Source organism: Streptomyces sp. R818 (genome assembly GCF_056172735.1).
The window spans coordinates 114,624-128,852 of sequence record NZ_JAOCNE010000004.1; the positions used below are offsets into that span (position 1 = coordinate 114,624).

16 protein-coding genes and 1 pseudogene are annotated in these 14,229 nt (G+C 71.6%); 3 read left to right on the top strand and 14 right to left on the bottom strand.

All coding sequences use genetic code 11. The features are described 5' to 3' along the window. Window positions 1–14 precede the first annotated feature (14 nt). The gene (gap, locus tag N5I75_RS13405; RefSeq protein ID WP_476677203.1) at window positions 15–1,013 is read right to left on the bottom strand and encodes a type I glyceraldehyde-3-phosphate dehydrogenase; all 999 of its coding nucleotides are present in this window, start codon (window positions 1,011–1,013) and stop codon (window positions 15–17) included. A gap of 110 nt (window positions 1,014–1,123) precedes the next feature. Then, complete coding sequence (locus N5I75_RS13410; protein WP_476677204.1) at window positions 1,124–2,089, bottom strand: GlxA family transcriptional regulator; 966 nt, start codon at window positions 2,087–2,089, stop codon at window positions 1,124–1,126. 197 nt (window positions 2,090–2,286) lie between these two features. On the opposite strand from N5I75_RS13410, the pseudogene N5I75_RS13415 reads away from it, so the two are divergent. Beyond that, window positions 2,287–4,349: pseudogene (locus N5I75_RS13415) on the top strand (restriction endonuclease). Window positions 4,350–4,381: 32 nt separating this feature from the next. On the opposite strand, the gene N5I75_RS13420 reads toward N5I75_RS13415, so the two are convergent. The 12 genes from N5I75_RS13420 to N5I75_RS13475 all read right to left on the bottom strand — a co-directional run bounded on the left by N5I75_RS13420 (window position 4,382) and on the right by N5I75_RS13475 (window position 11,947). Further along, complete coding sequence (locus N5I75_RS13420; protein ID WP_476677206.1) at window positions 4,382–5,431, bottom strand: YihY/virulence factor BrkB family protein; 1,050 nt, start codon at window positions 5,429–5,431, stop codon at window positions 4,382–4,384. A gap of 85 nt (window positions 5,432–5,516) precedes the next feature. After that, the gene (locus N5I75_RS13425; RefSeq protein WP_476677208.1) at window positions 5,517–6,185 is read right to left on the bottom strand and encodes a LysE family translocator; all 669 of its coding nucleotides are present in this window, start codon (window positions 6,183–6,185) and stop codon (window positions 5,517–5,519) included. Window positions 6,186–6,210: 25 nt separating this feature from the next. Then, window positions 6,211–6,492, bottom strand: a complete 282-nt coding sequence (locus tag N5I75_RS13430) for a gas vesicle protein K (protein WP_476677878.1) — start codon at window positions 6,490–6,492, stop codon at window positions 6,211–6,213. A gap of 47 nt (window positions 6,493–6,539) precedes the next feature. Continuing rightward, the gene (locus N5I75_RS13435) at window positions 6,540–6,728 is read right to left on the bottom strand and encodes a gas vesicle protein (protein ID WP_324768917.1); all 189 of its coding nucleotides are present in this window, start codon (window positions 6,726–6,728) and stop codon (window positions 6,540–6,542) included. Then, window positions 6,725–7,567: a GvpL/GvpF family gas vesicle protein gene (locus N5I75_RS13440; RefSeq protein WP_476677211.1), complete on the bottom strand. Its 843-nt coding sequence runs from the start codon at window positions 7,565–7,567 to the stop codon at window positions 6,725–6,727. The genes N5I75_RS13435 and N5I75_RS13440 overlap by 4 nt, the downstream gene beginning before the upstream one ends. 17 nt (window positions 7,568–7,584) lie before the next feature. Then, window positions 7,585–7,956 carry a gas vesicle protein gene (locus tag N5I75_RS13445; RefSeq protein ID WP_476677213.1) on the bottom strand — a complete coding sequence of 124 codons (372 nt, stop codon included), beginning with the start codon at window positions 7,954–7,956 and terminating at the stop codon, window positions 7,585–7,587. Further along, window positions 7,956–9,257, bottom strand: coding sequence for an SRPBCC family protein (locus N5I75_RS13450; RefSeq protein WP_476677214.1), 1,302 nt, complete (start codon window positions 9,255–9,257; stop codon window positions 7,956–7,958). The genes N5I75_RS13445 and N5I75_RS13450 overlap by 1 nt, the downstream gene beginning before the upstream one ends. After that, window positions 9,250–9,975, bottom strand: a complete 726-nt coding sequence (locus N5I75_RS13455) for a DNA primase (protein WP_476677216.1) — start codon at window positions 9,973–9,975, stop codon at window positions 9,250–9,252. The genes N5I75_RS13450 and N5I75_RS13455 overlap by 8 nt, the downstream gene beginning before the upstream one ends. A 75-nt stretch (window positions 9,976–10,050) precedes the next feature. Next, the gene (locus N5I75_RS13460; protein WP_476677218.1) at window positions 10,051–10,296 is read right to left on the bottom strand and encodes a gas vesicle protein GvpG; all 246 of its coding nucleotides are present in this window, start codon (window positions 10,294–10,296) and stop codon (window positions 10,051–10,053) included. Window positions 10,297–10,303: 7 nt separating this feature from the next. Further along, window positions 10,304–11,050: a GvpL/GvpF family gas vesicle protein gene (locus tag N5I75_RS13465; protein WP_476677220.1), complete on the bottom strand. Its 747-nt coding sequence runs from the start codon at window positions 11,048–11,050 to the stop codon at window positions 10,304–10,306. Further along, window positions 11,047–11,460 (bottom strand): gas vesicle structural protein GvpA, encoded by a 414-nt coding sequence (locus N5I75_RS13470; RefSeq protein WP_476677222.1) that lies wholly within the window; start codon window positions 11,458–11,460, stop codon window positions 11,047–11,049. Before N5I75_RS13470 ends, N5I75_RS13465 begins: the two co-directional genes overlap by 4 nt. Before the next feature lie 55 nt (window positions 11,461–11,515). Further along, entirely contained in the window at window positions 11,516–11,947 is a 432-nt protein-coding gene (locus tag N5I75_RS13475) for a gas vesicle protein GvpO (RefSeq protein ID WP_476677224.1), read from the bottom strand. 274 nt (window positions 11,948–12,221) lie between these two features. Between N5I75_RS13475 and N5I75_RS13480 the strand changes: the two genes are divergently transcribed. Then, entirely contained in the window at window positions 12,222–13,064 is an 843-nt protein-coding gene (locus tag N5I75_RS13480) for a restriction endonuclease (protein WP_476677226.1), read from the top strand. 28 nt (window positions 13,065–13,092) lie between these two features. Continuing rightward, window positions 13,093–14,166, top strand: a complete 1,074-nt coding sequence (locus N5I75_RS13485) for a YihY/virulence factor BrkB family protein (protein ID WP_476677228.1) — start codon at window positions 13,093–13,095, stop codon at window positions 14,164–14,166. Window positions 14,167–14,229: the final 63 nt, after the last annotated feature.

The window sequence follows — 14,229 nt, forward strand, 5'->3', positions numbered from 1 at the left end:
CGTCCCGTCAACCCTTAGTCACGGGCCAGGAGTTCGAGCGTGTCGATGACCCGGTTCGAGAAGCCCCACTCGTTGTCGTACCAGGCGACGACCTTGATGTGGCGGCCGTCGACACGGGTCAGCTCGGAGTCGAAGACGGCCGACGCGGGGTTGCCCGTGATGTCGGAGGAGACGAGCGCGTCCTCCGAGTACTCGAGAATTCCGGCCAACTGCCCCTGCGCGGCGGTCCGGTAGGCGGCGAGCACGTCCTCGCGCGTCACGTCCCGCGCGACCGTCGTGTTCAGTTCGACGATCGAGCCGACGGGGACCGGGACGCGGATCGAGTCGCCGGACAGCTTTCCGTCGAGGTTCGGCAGGACGCGGCCGATCGCCTTGGCGGCGCCCGTGGTCGTCGGCGCGATGTTGACGGCGGCGGCGCGGGCCCGGCGGGCGTCGCGGTGCGGGCCGTCCTGGAGGTTCTGCTCCTGGGTATAGGCGTGCACCGTCGTCATGAACCCGTGCTCGATGCCCGCGAGTTCGTCGAGGACGGCGGCGAGCGGGGCGAGCGCGTTGGTCGTGCAGGAGGCGTTCGAGACGACGGTGTGCAGCTCCGGGTCGTACGCGTCGGTGTTGACGCCGTAGGCGAGCGTGACGTCGGCGCCGTCGGAGGGCGCGGAGACCAGCACCTTGCGCGCGCCCGCGTCGAGGTGGGCGCGGGCGGCCTTGGCCGAGGTGAAGCGGCCGGTCGACTCCAGGACGAGGTCCACGTCCAGGTCGGCCCACGGCAGCTGGGCGGGCTCCCGCTCGGCGAGCACCTTGATGCGGTGGCCGTCGACCACGAGGGTGTCGCCGTCGACGCTCACAGGACGGCCGAGACGCCCGGCCGTCGAGTCGAAGGCGAGCAGCCGCGCGAGGGCGGCGGGCTCGGTGAGGTCGTTGACGGCGACGACCTCGAGGGTGCTGTCCCGTTCGAGCAGTGCGCGCAGCACGTTGCGTCCGATGCGGCCGAATCCGTTGACGGCGATACGCGTCATGAGGTGAGGTCCCTTCTCTCCCTGCCGTTCCTTGACCTCAAGGCTCGCGCGCGGCGGGCGCCGCTGACAGCGGCACGATCGCCATGGTCCGCAAGGATCTCGCCAGCGCCTCACTCACCCCGGGCGAAGGTACGGCGGTACTCGCTCGGGGTGGTCCCGAGGATGCGCTGGAAGTGCAGGCGCAGGTTGGCGCCGGTGCCGAGACCGACGTCGGCGGCGATCTGCTCGACGCCGCGCTGCGAGCGTTCGAGCAGTTCCCGGGCGACGTCGACGCGGGCCCGCATCACCCACTGCATGGGCGTGTAGCCGGTGTCGTCGACGAAGCGGCGCGAGAAGGTGCGCGGCGACACGGCCGCGTGGTCGGCGAGCGCCTCCAGGGTGAGCGGTTCGCCGAGCCTGCGCAGCGCCCATTCACGGGTGGCGGCGAACCGTTCGCCGAGCGGCTCGGGCACGCTGCGCGGCACGTACTGGGCCTGGCCGCCGCTGCGGTAGGGGGCCGCGACGAGGCGCCGGGCGGCATGGTTGGCGGCGGCCACACCGAGGTCGCCGCGCAGGATGTGCAGGCACAGGTCGATGCCGGAGGCCGCGCCGGCGGAGGTCAGTACGGAGCCCTCGTCGACGAAGAGCACGTTCTCGTCGACCCGCACCCGCGGGTGTTTCGCCGCGAGCGCTTTCGTGTAGTGCCAGTGCGTGGTGGCCCGGCGTCCGTCGAGCAGCCCGGTCGCGGCGAGCGTGAAGGCCCCGGTGGAGATGGCGGCGAGCCGCGCGCCCCGCTCGTGCGCGCCGCCCAGCGCGTCGACGACGGCCGCGGGAGGATCGTCCCGGTCCGGGAACCGGTACCCCGGCACGAAGACGACGTCGGCCCAGGCGAGCGCCTCCAGCCCGTGCTCCACGACGTACGAGAGTCCGTCCCCGCCGGTCACGGGGCCCCGCGCGGCCCCGCACACCCGGACCTCGTAGGGCATGCTGGCCCGCTTGGTGAACACCTGCGCCGGAATGCCGACGTCGAGCGGTTTGGCCCCTTCGCTGACGAGGACGGCGACGCGGTGGAGGCGGGGGGAGCGAGGTGCGGGCACGGGTCGAGGGTACGTGGGGGTGATCACCGGTGCGGGCGCGGCACACCCGCCAAGGACCGTGCGGCCGAGGCAGGTTGTTCGCGACGAGTGGATGTGCGCGGCCGGGTTCGCCGGTTAAGGTCAAGAGGTCACCGTCCGGCTGTGGGGGCAGCCCGGGTCCGTCGACGGTGGTGTGCGCGGGGGAGGTTCTTTCTTTCATGAGTCGTCGCTCCACCGGTGTCGTCGGCGTCTGGGCCGAGATGCAACGGCAGCAGCAGCGCCAGTCCGAGGCCGAGGCCAGGGCGCGCAGGCTGGAGGCGCAGCAGGCGCGCGCCCATCAGCGCCGGATCGCGCAGAGCCACCGCGAGTACCGGCAGGCGGAGGCCCACCGGCGTACGGAGGAGCTCGAGGCGCGGGTGTCCTCGTTGCGGGGGCTGCTCGCGGCCGGGTGCCTGGCGCCCGCGTTCCGCGCCGAGTCGCTGCTGCGCGCCGAGGACGTCGAGCCGTTCGCGCCGGGCTCTCTCGCCCATCCCGTGCCGATGCCGGACCCGCCCGCTACCAGGCGCAGAGCGGGTGGACGGCGAACCGCCGGGCGCAGGCGCAGGCCGAGGCGCAGGCACGCTACGAACAGGACCTGCGCGTCGCCCAGGCGGCCGAGGCCCGGCGCAGGCAGGATCTCGCGGCGTACCGCGGCCAGTACGACGCGTGGGCGGGGGCCCGGCGGGCCGAGGTGCGGCAGCACAACGCGGGCGTCGCGGCGGTCGTCGAGGGCGTCCGCCGCCGTGCGCCCGAGGCCGTCGTCGAGTACTTCTCGGCCGCGCTCTACTCCTCCACCGCCTGGCCGGACGGGTTCCCGCGCCGGGTCGCGGCGGCCTACGACGCGGCGGCGGGGCAGCTGGTCCTGGACTGGGAGCTGCCCGGGTACGCGGTCGTCCCGGAGGCGAAAGCGGTGCGGTACGTCGCCTCCCTCGACCAGGACAAGGAGAGCCCGCGCCCGGTGGGCCAGCGGCGGGCGCTGTACCGGGAGGTCGTCGCGCAGTGCGTGCTCCTCGCGCTGCACGACCTGTTCGCCGCCGACGGCCTCGGCGCCCTGGACTCGGTCGCGCTGAACGGGTTCGTCGACGATCACGACCCGGTGACCGGCCGTCCCGGGCAGATCGTGCTCGCGACGGTGATGGCCACGCGGGCGGCGTTCGAAGGCCTGCATCTCGCGCAGGTGGACCCGGTGAGCTGTCTGGCGGACGGACTGCGCGGTCAACTCTCGGCCCGGCCCGACCAGTTGACCGCTGTCCGGCCCGCGCGCCGGCCGGACGAGGTCGGCGCTCGGGTGGTCAGCCACGGCGGGGACGCCGAGCCCGACCTGTACACGATGGACCCGGTCGCCTTCGAGTCACTTGTCGCGGAGCTGTTCCGGGCCATGGGCATGCAGGCGGTCACCACGCAGCGGTCGAACGACGGGGGTGTGGACGTCGACGCGCTCGACCCCGCCCCGATCCGCGGCGGCAAGATCGTCGTCCAGGTGAAGCGGTACCGCAATACGGTGCCGCCCACCGCCGTGCGCGATCTGTTCGGGACCGTGCAGGACGCCGGGGCCAACAAGGGCGTCCTCGTGACGACGTCGAGGTTCGGGCCCGGCTCGCACACCTTCGCCAACGGCAAGCCGCTGGAGCTGATCTCCGGCGAGGAGCTCGTCGACCTGCTGCACCGGCACGGCCTGCGCGGCCGCCTCGGCCCGCGGGACGCCGCTCCCCCGGCCCCGCCCACGGCCGCGGCGCCGGACCCGGCACAGCTGCCCGCGGACTACAACGTCCTGGGGATGTCCTGGTCGGGGCCGGTGGCCCTGGACATCTGCGCCCTCGTCTGCAGCGGCAGCCGCGTCCTCAGCGACGACCACTTCGTCTTCTACAACAACCCCCGCACCCCGGACGGCTCGGTCCAGGAGGTGGAGCCGGCCGGGCGCGACAAGGCCGCCGTCCGGGTCTCCTTCGACAGCCTCCCGGCCGCCGCCGACCGCTTCGTCCTCGTCGCGGCCGTCGACCCGGCGGTCGACCCGCACGCCGACCTCGCCGGGTTCTCCGACGCCCGCATCCGCCTCCTCGACCCGCACCTGACCGAGCTCGGCGAACTCGATGTCTCCGACGGCCGCCCGGGCGAGACGGCCCTCGTCCTCGGCTCGTTCCGCCGTCGGCAGAGCGGCGACTGGGACTTCGTCCTGGGCGGCAAGGGCTACCCCGGCGGCCTGGAGGAGCTGTTGCGGGACTACGGGGTCGAGGTGGACTGACCAAGCGCCACCAGGGGGCCCGCCGGCGTGGGTCAGACCTCGTCCATCCGGCGCTTGTCCTGCTCGTCCCACGCGCGTGTGTCCCTCGGCTCGACGTACGGCTCCGCCTCCGGCGGATGGCCGCCCGCGACGGCCCGCTGCCGTGCGGTCTCCGCGTCGAACTCCAGGCCGAGCAGGATGGCCAGGTTGGTGACCCACAGCCAGATCAGGAAGACGATGACGCCCGCCATCGTCCCGTAGGTCTTGTTGTACGAGGCGAAGTTCGCGACGTAGAAGGCGAACGCGGCGGAGGCGACCAGCCAGACCACCAGGGCGAGCACACTGCCCGGCGTGATCCACCGGAACCCCTTGACCTTGGCGTTCGGGGTGGCCCAGTAGAGGATCGCGATCATGATCGTGACGAGGATCACCAGGACCGGCCACTTGGCGATCGACCACACCGTGAGCGCGGTGTCGCCGATGCCCAGCATGTCGCCCGCCTGCCGTGCCACACCGCCGGTGAAGACCACGATCAGGGCGCTGGCCACGGCCAGGATCATGAGGACCACGGTCACGCCCACGCGTACGGGCAGGACCTTCCAAATGGGGCGGCCCTCGGGCATGTCGTAGACGGCGTTGGCGGAGCGGATGAACGCGGCCACGTAGCCGGACGCCGACCACACCGCCAGGAGCAGGCTGATGATGGCGACGAGCGAACCCGTGCCCGCGTTGCCCTGCAACTGCTGCACCGCGTCCGTGATGATGTCCCGCACCGAGCCGGGCGCCAGCTGCCGCAGGTTGTCGAGCACCTTGTCGGTGGTGGACTTGCCCGCGATGCCCAGGAGGGAGACGAGGACGAGGAGCGCGGGGAACAGCGCGAGGACCCCGTAGTAGGTCAGCGCGGCGGCCCTGTCGGTCAGCTCGTCGTCCTTGAACTCGCGCAGGCTGCCCTTGAGCACCGCCATCCAGGACCGTTTGGGCAGGTCGGTGGGGGTGTCTGGGGCTTGCCGCTCGACCTGCTCGGACGGGCCGAAGCCCTCCGCGCCCGTGTTCGCGCCGCTGTGCTCGTCATGCTCGTCACCGAGATCAGTTCGCTTGCCCATGCACTGCGGGTAACCACTTCGCCCGCGAACACGCACGCCGTTCGGGTGACATGAAGACAGTCCGGCCGGGGCTGATCCCCGCTGGTCAGGACGATGCCGCGACGCCTCCGCCGATGGCGATGAACAGCCAGCCCGTCAGCAGCTCCCAGCGGCGGCGGACCGCGGGGCGGGCGAGCAGCGCGCGCAGTCGCGCGGCGAGCGCCACCAGGACGCACCAGTAGACGAGGCCGACGGCGATGTCCACGGTGCCGAGGAACAGGATCTGCCGGGTCGTCGAACCCCCGCCGTGCACGAACTGCGGCAGGACGCTGAGGAAGAAGAGCGCCGCCTTCGGGTTGAGCACATTGGTCAGGAAGCCCTCGGCGAAGCCGGAGCGCAGCCGACCGGAACGCCGCGGGCGGACGGTGTGGTCGGTACGGTCCGCGTCATTTGCGCGGTCTGCGCTGTCCGCGGGCCCGGCGCGCCGGGCGCCCCGTCGTGCCGTCCGTACCGCGCGCACCCCCAGATAGATCAGATAGGCCGCGCCGAGCAGCTTGATGGTCTGGAAGACGACGGCCGAGCGCGCCGCGATCACCGAGAGTCCGACGATCGCGGCGCCCATGTGCACGCACAGCCCGCTCTGCGCGCCGAGCGCCGCCGCCCGCCCCTTGGCGGAGTTCTCGGCGGCGCACCGCACGACCACGAGGAAGTCCGGCCCCGGTACGAGGTACGCCACCATGACCACGCCGAGGAAACCCAGCAGATCCACCGACATCCGGCCTCCTCAGCGTGTCAGCGTGTCAGCGGGGCAGCAGGGGCCCCAGCGGTCCGAGGTCGATGTTGAGGTCCTCGGGCTTCAGGTCGTAGCGCTCGCGCAGCTCCTCCATCCGGTCCTCGAGCAGCATCAACGTAAGGCCGATGCGGTCCTCCTGCTCCTCGGAGAGGTCCCCGGTGTCGAAGCGGCGCAGCGCCTGCCGCTCCATGAGCTGCCGCAGCAGCTCCACGATGGTCAGGACCAGTTTCATCAGGTCCCGTTCCACCGTGTCGGGCTCGATCTGGATGCGCCCGCGCGCCTTCTCCACCGGCTTGTCGGCCGGCTCGGCGGGCGCGGGGCTGTCGTCGTACGTGCTCACAGCATGTCCTCGAACGGGGAAGGTACGTTCTCGTTCACCGAGCTGATCAGTGCGTTCAGGTCGATGCGCACCAGATCGACGTCGGCGATGCGCAGCGTGACGTCGCCCGCGAGGACCACTCCCCCGGCGAGCAGCCGGTCGAGCAGGTCCACGAGGGCGACCTCGCGGCGTTCGATGACGGTCATGACGCACCCCCGATCGTGGGCTCCGCCGGGTCCTCGCGCTCCTCGGGCGGTGTGGAGAAGGAGTACGCGGCCCAGGGCCCGGTCAGTTCGACGCGCAGGCCCGGCTGCCCGTCCTTGGTCGCGTCGACGAGCTCCACGAACGCCTCCGAGTCCGAACGGGCCACGAGATAGGCGCCGTTGAGGACATTGCGCCCCGAGCTCTTGGCGAGCTCCGGGTTCTGGGGCGGGTGCACACGTGTCTCCGCGCTGCGCTCCGTGAGCCGGTCGTGCAGCTCCTGGGCGAAGGTCTCCGCCTTCCGCCAGATCTGGTCGCGGCCCTCGCGCTCGGCGCGGCGGCGGCGCAGGTAGTCGCGGCCGGAACCGGCGCCGAGCGCCTGCGCGGACATCCGCTCACGGCGGGCGGACGCGGTGTCGGCGGCGGGCGCGGCGGTCTCCTTCGGCTGGTCCTCGACGAAGACCTTCACGCCCCACTCGACCCGGTCCCGGATGCGCGCGAGCGACGTACGGAACCGCTCCTGCTCCGCCTCCAGCATGGCGCGGACGCCGCTGTCGTCGCGGAACACCGTCGCGAGGCGCAGCGGCAGCGGACTGGTCACCGAGGCGAGCGCCGCGATGACCGACTGGTGGGCGCGGGCGGTGTCCGCGAGCCAGTCGAGGTTCTCCAGGTTGCGCCGCAGCGCTGCCTCGGAGAACTCCTCGGCCGGCACATGGCTCACCACGGCGGTGAGACCGGCGTGCCCGATCAGGCGCGGCGCGGCCCCGCCGACGCCGGACAGGTCCGCCGCCAACGGGGCTCCGAGAGCGCCGCACACCGCGTAGACGTACCGCAGTTCACTCATCGCGCGGCTCCTCCTGCTCATTCATCACGCGGCTCCTTCTGACGGGAGGAGCGCGCCTCGTCCAGCGCCTCGGACGTGGAGCCGCCCTCCAGGGCGGCGATCCGCTCGCGCAGCTCGGCGTTCTCCCGCGCCAGTTCCTTGCGGCGGGCGCCGGACGACAGCGCGGGGTCGTCCTCCCACCAGTCGATGCCCATCTCTTTCGCCTTGTCGATGGAGGCGACGATCAGCCGCAGCTTGATCGTGAGCAGCTCGATGTCGAGCAGGTTGATGCGGATGTCACCCGCGATCACGATGCCCTTGTCGAGCACCCGCTCCAGGATGTCGGCCAGATTGGCCCCCGAACTCCCCCCTTGCAGGGGGGAGTCGGGGAACCTGCTTGCGGTGGTCATCAGCGGCTCCGGGCTGCTGCGGGCTCACGCCGGCCGGACTCCTCGTCGGAGTCGGGCTCCTCGTCGGTCTCCTCGTCGGCCGGCTCGTCCTCGTCGAGGTACTCGTCGTCCTCGGCGGCGTCTTCCTCGGGGACCTCGTCGGCGTACTCGGCGTCCTCCTCCGGCTCCTCCTCGGCGTACTCGGCGTCCTCGTCCGCCTCGTCGGTGTACTCGCCGTCGTCCTCGGGCTCGGGCTCCACCTCGGCGTCCTCGTCCGCGGGCTCGTCCTCGTCGAGGTACTCGTCGGCCTCGTCGGCCTCGTCGGCGTACTCGCCCTCGTCCTCCGGCTCGGCGTCCTCGTCCTCGGCCTCGTCGTCGTACGCGTCCTCGGCCTGCTCGTCCTCGCCCTGGTCGTTCTGGTCCTGCTCGTTCTGGTCCTGGTCGTCCTGGTCCTGCGAGCGTTCCTCCTCCTCCGCCGCCACCGCGTCGTCGTGGCTGCGGACGACCTCGCCGTCGCGGATCTCGCCGCGCCAGCCGTCCGTCGCCTCGCCCTTGATGGTGATGAAGCGCGCGAAGTTCTTCAGGTCGAGGCGGGCGCGGCGGCCCTGGGCCCGCCAGATGTTGCCCGTCTTCTCGAAGAGGCCCTTGGGGTAGTACTCGATGACGAGCAGCACCCGGGTGAGGTTCTCGCCCAGCTCGTGGAAGGTGATGACACCCTTCGTGGTGCCCTTGGCGCCTTCCGAGCTCCAGCTGATGCGCTGGTCGGGGACCTGTTCGGTGGTGTGCGCCTTCCAGCTGCGGCTGGACCAGAAGATCTTCATCTGCCAGTCGGAGGTCACGTCGTCCGCGCGGTTGGCGTTCTTGACGCCGCGCGCGAAGGTGGAGAACTCCTGGTACTGGGTCCACTGGTCGTAGGCGGTGCGCAGATCGACGCCGACGTCGATGCTCTCCAGGATGACGGTCGGCTTCTGCCCGCCGCCGGACTTGGACTTGCCCTTGCCGCCCTTGCCGAAGATGCCCTTCACGCCCTCGACCACGTTGTCCTTCAAGTGGCCGGCGCCGGTCTCGACGGCCGCGCGCACGGGGCCCTTGCCCTCGGCGAGCTTGCGGCCGCCGTTGAGGGCCATCTTGGCGAAGCCGGGGCTGTTGCCCTCGGCTATGTCGTTGAGCTTGCCCGTGGTCTGGCCGAGCTTGCGGCCGACCCCGGTCAGCAGGTGCGTCGCCTTGGCGGCGAGGTAGTCCTGCGCCTCGGACTTCAGGCGGTCGGCGGCCTCGCTGTGGGCGAGGTCCTTGAGCGGGTTCGTCCTGGACTGCTCAGCCATTGCTGCGGCCCCCCTTCGCGGTGGTGCGCGAGGACCGGCGGGCGGACCCGGCGGTCTTCTTCGCCGCGCCCGACGCCCCGGACGTCCCGGAACCCTTGGACGCGGCCGTCTTCTTCGCGGTCTTCTTGGCGGCGGTGGAGCGGGTCCGGGTGGACTGGTCCGCCTTGCGGCGGCCGGAGGCGCCCGACGAGCCCGAGCCCGAGGACCTGGAGGAGGCGGACTTCTTGGCCGGGGCGCGCTTGCGCGGCGCCGGACGGTGCTCGTTCTGGTCCTCGTCGCTCTGCTCGGGCGCGTCCTGCTCGTCCCGGTCGTCGCGCCGGTCCCGCTCGTCGCGGTCCTCGTCGTCCCTGTCGTCGGCGTCGTCGGCGTCCCGCGCCTCGTCACGGCCGCTGTCGTCGCCACCGCCCTGGAGGCGGTCGCGGACACCGGCCGTACTGCTGTGCAGCCGGTTGGCCAGGCCCTCCATCTGCCGCTCCAGGATGGCTCCGGTGGCGGCCTTGCCGACGCCCCGGAAGTCGTCGCGCAGCTGTCCGCCGAGCTCCTGGAACTGGGGGTTCTTGTCCAACTGGGTGCGGACCAGGTCCATGACCGCCTTGGGACTGAGCTGCAGCTTCTTGCCGGCGACCATGGTGCCGACGGCGAAGGCCAGCTTCATCTTCTTGGTACGCCCGAGGACGTACCCGGCGCCTACCGCGAGGCCGACTGCTGTTCGGTTCATGGTGTGTGTCCGTTCCTGCACGTAAGGCACGTAAGGCTCAACGCGCTGAGAGGTGACGTCGGCGGTGTTCCGGCGTCACGCGCCTGTCTGTCTGTTCCGGCTGGCCTCGAGCCGGTCGAGGAGTTCGTCCTCCATCCGGTCGAAGGTCTCCTCATCGATCTCGCCCGCCTCCAACTGCTTTTCGAGGGCGGCCAGTTGGGCCTGGATGGCCGAAGGGTCGTAGTACTCGCTCTCCGCCTGCGCCACCACCTGGTCGAGGACCCACATGGAGCCCCGTACGGGTGCGAGCGGCAGCAGGAGCACCTCGCTCAGCAGCCCCATGGGGGTCTCACCCCGAGGTGACGGAGGTGGCGGGCGTCTCCTCCACGAAGCTGTAGGGGGGCAGCGGCCCGTTGACCCGGAAGACCAGGTGCGGGGAGGACTGCCGGATCTCCTCGATGGCGCCGAGGAGGCGCTCGGAGGAGCCGCGGTCCACGAGGAAGGAGAGGTTGGTGATCCAGCCGGTGGACTCGGGGCCCTCGCTGACGGCGTCCGCCTGCGGTTCGAGGGTCGCGCGGACCAGCGCGCCGTCGTGCGCCTCACGCGCCTGCACGGCCTTCGCGACGGCCTCGCCGAGCTGGAGCTTGTCCTCGTGGCTGCCGCCGCCGGCGTCGCGGTTGCGCAGGGCCAGGGCGCGCACGTCGTCGTTCTCCGCCATGACGGTGCGCAGCACGGCCTCTTCCTCGTGCTGGACCTTGACGTTGTACTCGACGCGGTCGCGCAGCGCGGAGAGCCGCTCCTGGTAGTGCGAGACCCGCTCCTCCAGGGCCGTGGCGACCGCCGCGTCGTCCTCGGCGACGCTGCCGAAGCGCATGGGCAGGACGGTGCCGCCGCCGCCCGCCTCGGACAGGACGTTCTGGTGGGCGAGCAGGTCGCGCCGCTTGGGCCGGAGGTTGTCGGGCGCGTCGCTGACGATCGCGGCCAGGCCGCCGCCCTTGACGATGCGGACGGTCAGCGCCGGGGATCCGATGCCCTCCATGCCCTCGGGCAGGCTCGGGTGGTCGGCGTCGGCGATGCCGTAGACGTACGTGCTCACTCCTGCTCCTCCTTACGACGGCTCGTCGAGCTGCGGCGGCGCGGGGTCTTGCTCTCCTCGCGGGCCTGCGAGAACGCGTCGGATATGGTCTCGGCGGCGCCCGAGAGCGCGCCCTTGGACTTGCCGCGGGCGCCGGACTCCATCGTGTCGCCGATGATGTCGGTGAGGCCCGACGGCTTCTTGCTGCCGGTCTCCAGGTCGAGGCGGTTGCAGGCCTCGGCGAAGCGCAGATACGTGTCCACGCTGGCGACCACGACCCGGATGTCGATCTTCAGGATCTCGATGCCGACCAGCGAGACGCGGACGAACGCGTCGATCACCAGGCCGCGGTCGAGAACCAGCTCGAGGACGTCGTAGAGACCACTGGTCCCGCCGCCCCCGCCGCCCTGTTGCGTCGTTGCGACTGTCATGTGCTTTCCTCCCTGTCGTTCGCTTTGCGCGCGCTTCCCGGGCTGCCCGCGCCGGTCAGCGGCGGTCGTCGGAGCGGCCGCGCTCGTAGCGCCTGATGCGCCGGTAGCCGGTGAGGATCCCCTCGTGGTCCAGGGCGACCTCGTAACTGGCCAGCAGGCTCATCGTGTCCGGCACCCTGGACAGCTCCAGGACCTCGACCTCGAGCACCCACCCGTCGTCGGTGGCGCGGAACGAGGAGACCGAGTCGACCTCTTTGCCGGTCAGCTCCGTCAGCTGTTCACGCGCCTCGCGCAGCGCCTCGGTGGGCCGCAGTCGCTTGGGGCGCTGCGGGCGCTCGGGGGCGGCGCGCTTGCGCGTCCGCGTCCCGGTACCGGAGCCGCTCGTCTTCTTGGCGGGTGCCCTGGAAGTGTCGTCGGACGCGTCGTCCGCGGCCTTCGATGTGTCCGAAGCTTTTGATGTGTTCGATGTATTCGATGTGTTGGTCATAGCGATCTCCACCCCGCGTGCCCGCGAATCCCTGGCCAAACCTTCACAGTTCGCTCGATTTTTCTGGACCGTTCACCGGGTGCGTTCCGCGTCCCCGGCCTCGGCGACCGAATGCCCCACAACCACGGTGTTACGACTCACAGTTGCGTGACGGGCTTTCAACTCGGGCCCCGCGCTGCCCACTTGGTGCGCGGATTGCGCACAACGATCATGGAATGCACCGGTCGGGGCACACGTCGCTCAAGAATTCGGCGACGACACGCAGGAGGCCCCCGTGCCGATACGGACCACCAGGAGCACCGCGGCCCACACCCAGGCCGCCCCGGCCCGGCTCTCCGGACCCCTCGTCGCGCTCGCGCTCGTCGGCGCCTTCGTCTGCGCCGTCGTCCTGCTCTTCCTGCGGTTCGCCGCCTGGGCCGGCGCGCACCCGCTCGCCGCCACGCTCCTGGCCCTGCTCGCCGTCCCCGTCCTCTACATCCTGTTCCGCGCCATGCCGCGCACCCGCGAGCTGCGCCGCGCCGCACGCGCGGGCGCGGCCCAGGCCGACCGCGAGCTGGCGGAGACGGCACTGACCGCGGACCTCGCGGCGGCCCCCGCACCGGACCGGGACACCGTCCGGCTGCGCACCGACCAGGCCGCCGCGCCCGTGCAGGACGGCCTCACCGCCGTACTGCCGGAGCCCGCGCCGGACTTCACGGCGCTCGACCCCTACGAGTTCGAGGCGGCCGTGGCGGCGCTGTGCGAGCGGGACGGCTGCACGGAGGTGCAGGTCGTCGGTGGCGCGGGCGATCTCGGCGCCGATGTCCTCGCCACCGCGCCCGACGGCCGCCGCGTCGTCGTGCAGTGCAAGCAGTACGGGCCGACGAACAAGGTCGGCTCCCAGGACCTCCAGCGCTTCGGCGGCACCTGCTGGTCCGTGCACGGGGCGCAGCTCGCGGTGGTGGTGACGACCAGTGAGTTCACCGGGCCCGCCCTGGAGTACGCCGACGGGTGCGGCATCCGCTGCGTCGACGGCGCGGAGCTGACCGCCTGGGCGGACGGTTCGGGACCCACGCCCTGGGGTCCGACGCCGGTGTGGACGGGCCCCGAGCAGGCCGGACAGGCGGAGCAGGTCTGAATCGCGCCGCGGCGGACATCCGGACCCCATGCCAGAACAGCGGAGTTCCCTGCCGGAACAGCGGAGCGAGAACGACCAGCCGGAAACCTTCGGCCCCTCCCCCGAGGTGGAGGAGGCCGCCCCCGACAAGCCCACCGACCTGTCCGGGCACGCCTGGGGCCAGGTGCTGCGGCACAGCCTGCGCGAGTTCCAGAAGGAGGAGCTGACGGACCGGGCCGCGGGCCTGACGTACTACGCCGTTCTCTCCCTCTTCCCCGCTCTGCTCGTCCTGGTGGCGCTGCTCGGCGTGGTCGGCGAGTCGGCCACGCAGAAGGTGCTCGACAACGTGGAGAAGCTGGCGCCCGGAGCCGCGCGCGAGATCCTCACCAACGCCGTCGAGCAGTTGCAGGGGCGCGCGGGCACCGGCTCGGTCATGGCCGTCGTCGGCATCCTGCTCGCCGTCTGGTCCGCCTCCGGTTACGTGGGGGCGTTCATGCGGACAGCCAACCAGATCTACCACGTGCCCGAGGGGCGCCCGCTGTGGAAGCTGCTGCCGCTGCGCCTCGGCATCACCCTGGCGCTGATGCTGCTCGCCACGCTCAGCGCGCTCGTCGTCGTCTTCACCGGTGGCATCGCGCGCCGCGTCGGCTCCGTGTTCGGGGTCGGGGACACCGCGCTCACGGTGTGGTCCATCGCCAAGTGGCCGCTGCTCGCGCTCCTGCTGGTCCTGATGATCGCCCTGCTGTACTGGGCGGCGCCCAACGTGAAGGGGCGCGGCTGGCTCTGGGTCACCCCGGGCGGCTTCCTCGCCCTGTTCGTGTGGCTGGTGGCCTCGGCGGGCTTCACGCTGTACGCGGCCGGGTTCGCCTCTTACAACAAGACCTACGGCACCATGGCCGGCGTCATCGTCTTCCTCGTCTGGCTGTGGCTGTCCAGTCTGGCGATCCTGCTCGGGCTCGAGTTCGACGCGGAGATCGCACGTCAGCGGGCCATCAGCGGCGGACACTCCAGCGACGAGGAGCTGTTCGTCGAGCCCCGGGACACCAGCGCCTGGGACGAGGACGACGTGCAGCAGGTGCAACCGCCCGTGTCCCGCCCCGATCAGGGGGTAACCGCTCCGTAGTCATCGTCAGAACCCGACTCTCATCGTCAGAACGACCGTCATCGTAGGAACCCGACCGTCTTC

Coding starts and splice junctions, on each gene's coding strand:
- N5I75_RS13445 (WP_476677213.1), bottom strand. CDS start 7,956: ATGACCACCGCAAGCAGGTTCCCCGACTCCCCCCTGCAAGGGGGGAGT.
- N5I75_RS13450 (WP_476677214.1), bottom strand. CDS start 9,257: ATGGCTGAGCAGTCCAGGACGAACCCGCTCAAGGACCTCGCCCACAGC.
- N5I75_RS13470 (WP_476677222.1), bottom strand. CDS start 11,460: ATGACAGTCGCAACGACGCAACAGGGCGGCGGGGGCGGCGGGACCAGT.
- N5I75_RS13435 (WP_324768917.1), bottom strand. CDS start 6,728: ATGACCGTCATCGAACGCCGCGAGGTCGCCCTCGTGGACCTGCTCGAC.
- N5I75_RS13485 (WP_476677228.1), top strand. CDS start 13,093: ATGCCAGAACAGCGGAGTTCCCTGCCGGAACAGCGGAGCGAGAACGAC.
- N5I75_RS13425 (WP_476677208.1), bottom strand. CDS start 6,185: ATGTCGGTGGATCTGCTGGGTTTCCTCGGCGTGGTCATGGTGGCGTAC.
- N5I75_RS13460 (WP_476677218.1), bottom strand. CDS start 10,296: ATGGGGCTGCTGAGCGAGGTGCTCCTGCTGCCGCTCGCACCCGTACGG.
- N5I75_RS13440 (WP_476677211.1), bottom strand. CDS start 7,567: ATGAGTGAACTGCGGTACGTCTACGCGGTGTGCGGCGCTCTCGGAGCC.
- N5I75_RS13475 (WP_476677224.1), bottom strand. CDS start 11,947: ATGACCAACACATCGAATACATCGAACACATCAAAAGCTTCGGACACA.
- gap (WP_476677203.1), bottom strand. CDS start 1,013: ATGACGCGTATCGCCGTCAACGGATTCGGCCGCATCGGACGCAACGTG.
- N5I75_RS13455 (WP_476677216.1), bottom strand. CDS start 9,975: ATGAACCGAACAGCAGTCGGCCTCGCGGTAGGCGCCGGGTACGTCCTC.
- N5I75_RS13420 (WP_476677206.1), bottom strand. CDS start 5,431: ATGGGCAAGCGAACTGATCTCGGTGACGAGCATGACGAGCACAGCGGC.